Source organism: Streptomyces lushanensis, from assembly GCF_001700515.1.
GTDB classification, from domain to species: Bacteria; Actinomycetota; Actinomycetes; order Streptomycetales; family Streptomycetaceae; genus Streptomyces; species Streptomyces lushanensis.
The window spans coordinates 1-2458 of sequence record NZ_MAUD01000530.1 but is presented as its reverse complement, the minus strand read 5'-3'; the positions used below and the strand labels follow the sequence as shown (position 1 = coordinate 2458).

Sequence of the window (2458 nt, the reverse complement as noted above, 5' to 3'; positions counted from 1 at the left end):
GAGTACGGCCGACCGCCGCGCTGCGCGTGCGCCTCGGAGTCGGTGCGCAGCGCGGCGGTCGGCCGTACTCCCGGGCACTGTCCCCGGCTGCTGACCGCGATGCTGTCCCCGAAGGACCCGACCTACCGGGAAATCGCGGGCGAGTTGGGTATGTCACAGGGCAGTTTGGGTCCTTTGCGATCGAGATGTCTGGGATGCCTGCGCAGAATGCTGAGGGCGGAGGTTGCGGCTCCTGAACCGTGGGGAAGGGAGCGGTAAACAACCGGCGGATCAGGTGAGCGGGAGGCATGCACACATGGGCATGAGCGTGACCATCGCAGCGGCGAGCGCACAGGACGCGGAGCACATTCTGAAGCTGCAGTATCTGTGTTACCAGAACGAGGCCGAGCTGTACGGCGACTACACCATCGAGCCGCTGACCCAGACGCTCGACGATCTCAAGGCCGAACTCGACCGCGGGTACTGCCTCGTCGCGCGTCTCGGCGACGAAGTGGTCGCGTCCGTCAGGGGACACGTCGAGGAGACCGGCACCGCGCGGATCGCCAAGCTCATCGTCCATCCCCGGCTGCGCCACCACGGCCTCGGCGGCCGGCTGCTCGACGCCATAGAGAACCACTTCACGGGCGAGCCGGCGACCAAGCGCTTCCAGCTCTTCACCGGCCACCGCAGCGAGGGCAATCTGCGGCTCTACCGCAGCCGCGGCTACAGGTCCGTGTCGACGGAGCAGATAGGTCCGCGTCTGACGCTCGTCACCCTGGAGAAGGCGGCCGGCGTGAGCGTGTACGCGGCCAGCGCCTGAGGGGCGTCCCGTCGGGCATGGTTCGACAGCGGCGTCCTCCGCCCGCGGGCCGGGCGGGACCGCCGGGCACGTCCTGGCTCAGGCACGTCCGGGCTCGGGCGCGTCCGGGCGGCGGGCCTTCCGCAGCCACAGGATCCCGGTGACCGGCAGCAGCACCGGGATGAAGAGATAACCCATGCCGTAGTCCGACCAGACCGTGGCGTCCGGGAAGGCCGAGGGCTCGGCCAGCGTCCAGGTCCCGACGGTCAGTACACCCGCGAGCTCGGCGGCGCAGCACACCAGCGCCGCCTTTCGCGCCGTCTCCCCGCCGCGTACGAGCGTGTAGGTGATGAACGCGTAGACCAGGGCCGCCAGGGCGGAGAGTGTGTAGGCGAGCGGCGCGTGCCCGAACTCGGTCGCGATCTGGTAGACGGACCGGGAGACCGCGCCGACGGACATCACGCCGTACAGCCAGACCAGCAGCAGTCCGGGTCCGCTGACCAGCCGGGTTCCGGAGCCCCCGCCCGCCGGCGCCGGCCCGTTCGCCCGGTCCTGCTTCCGCTCCGCCGTCCGCCGTCCCGTCCTCGCGCCGGTGGTGGGCTCGCCCATCCTCAGCCTCCCCAGATGTCATGGAGCCGTACTTCCAGCACGGCCAGGACGACCGCTCCCGCGGCCACCGTCGTCGAACCCCACCGCGTCCGCTCGGCCAGCGACAGAAAGCCGGCCGCCGGCACCGCCAGCAGCGCGCCGATCAGGTACGAGACGAAAATCACCGAGCCCTGGTCGGCCTTCTCCCCGCGCGCCAGCTGCACGATCCCGATCACCAGTTGGACGAGCGCCAGCGCGGCCACCACGGCCATGCCGATGAAGTGCCAGTCCTTGGTGGCCTGGTCGCGCCAGGCGGCGAAACCGCACCAGGCGGCGAGGGCGAGCGCGGCCACGGAGACCGCGACCGTCAGGGCGACGAGCATGGCCCGAGCGTATTACGGCCCGAAATGCACCCCGCGCGCACCCCCGGACCCACGGGGAGCGGCGGCCGTCACCGGGGCCACAACGATGAGACAAATGCGTCCGATATACGGACAAGCCCCCGAGGGGCCTCTTGATGTCTGCTTTACTTGTCGCATGACCACGATGAGCTACCGCGCCCCCGCGACCGAGGCGATCACGACGCCCGGTGCTCGTTGTCTGTGTCGAATGTGCGCCAACTGAGGGCCCCTGCCTGAGCCCCGCGCCCCGAAGCGGGACCCGACAGCCACGCCGCCGCGCCGATTCCGTACACCGTGCCCGTCATGGTCCGGACCCCGGCGAGCGGCCCGGTCTGCCTCGCACGCGCCTGCTCCCGGTTCACCCACCGTCTCGGCGTGAAGCGTCCGAATGACGAATGCCCCGTGCCGGCGGACACCTCGCCGCGCACTCGACAGTGATGGATACCCCAGTGATCACTACTACGGGCCTGACGAAGATCTACCGGTCCGCCACATCACGAGGCCGCGAAGTCACCGCTCTCGACTCCGTGGACCTCCATGTACGCGAGGGCGAGGTCTTCGGCGTCGTCGGACAGAGCGGCGCCGGCAAGTCCTCGCTCATCCGCTGTGTCAATCTCCTCGAACGTCCCACCGCGGGCCAGGTGATCGTCAACGGCCAGGACCTCACCGCGCTCGCCGGCCGCGGCCGGCG

General features: G+C 70.1%; 4 protein-coding genes and 1 pseudogene. 3 read left to right on the top strand and 2 right to left on the bottom strand.

The features are described 5' to 3' along the window. Together BFF77_RS37375 and BFF77_RS30845 are read left to right on the top strand one after the other, a co-directional pair. Nucleotides 1-258, top strand: a pseudogene (locus tag BFF77_RS37375) (sigma-70 family RNA polymerase sigma factor); the annotation flags it as partial. 37 nt (nt 259-295) lie between these two features. Continuing rightward, nucleotides 296-799, top strand: a complete 504-nt coding sequence (locus BFF77_RS30845; protein WP_066956636.1) for a GNAT family N-acetyltransferase — start codon at nt 296-298, stop codon at nt 797-799. Between the two features lie 78 nt (nt 800-877). On the opposite strand, the gene BFF77_RS30840 is transcribed toward BFF77_RS30845, so the two are convergent. Both BFF77_RS30840 and BFF77_RS30835 read right to left on the bottom strand, forming a co-directional pair. Beyond that, nucleotides 878-1387: a hypothetical protein gene (locus BFF77_RS30840; RefSeq protein ID WP_245703905.1), complete on the bottom strand. Its 510-nt coding sequence runs from the start codon at nt 1385-1387 to the stop codon at nt 878-880. A 2-nt stretch (nt 1388-1389) separates the two neighbouring features. Next, a complete protein-coding gene (locus tag BFF77_RS30835) occupies nt 1390-1749 on the bottom strand; it encodes a hypothetical protein (RefSeq protein ID WP_066956633.1) in 360 nt (119 codons plus the stop codon). Between the two features lie 413 nt (nt 1750-2162). Here BFF77_RS30835 and BFF77_RS30830 point away from each other — a divergent pair. After that, the coding region (locus BFF77_RS30830) for an ATP-binding cassette domain-containing protein (RefSeq protein ID WP_141698576.1) at nt 2163-2458 on the top strand (296 nt) is incomplete at its 3' end.

Coding starts and splice junctions, on each gene's coding strand:
- BFF77_RS30845 (WP_066956636.1), top strand. CDS start 296: ATGGGCATGAGCGTGACCATCGCAGCGGCGAGCGCACAGGACGCGGAG.
- BFF77_RS30840 (WP_245703905.1), bottom strand. CDS start 1,387: ATGGGCGAGCCCACCACCGGCGCGAGGACGGGACGGCGGACGGCGGAG.
- BFF77_RS30835 (WP_066956633.1), bottom strand. CDS start 1,749: ATGCTCGTCGCCCTGACGGTCGCGGTCTCCGTGGCCGCGCTCGCCCTC.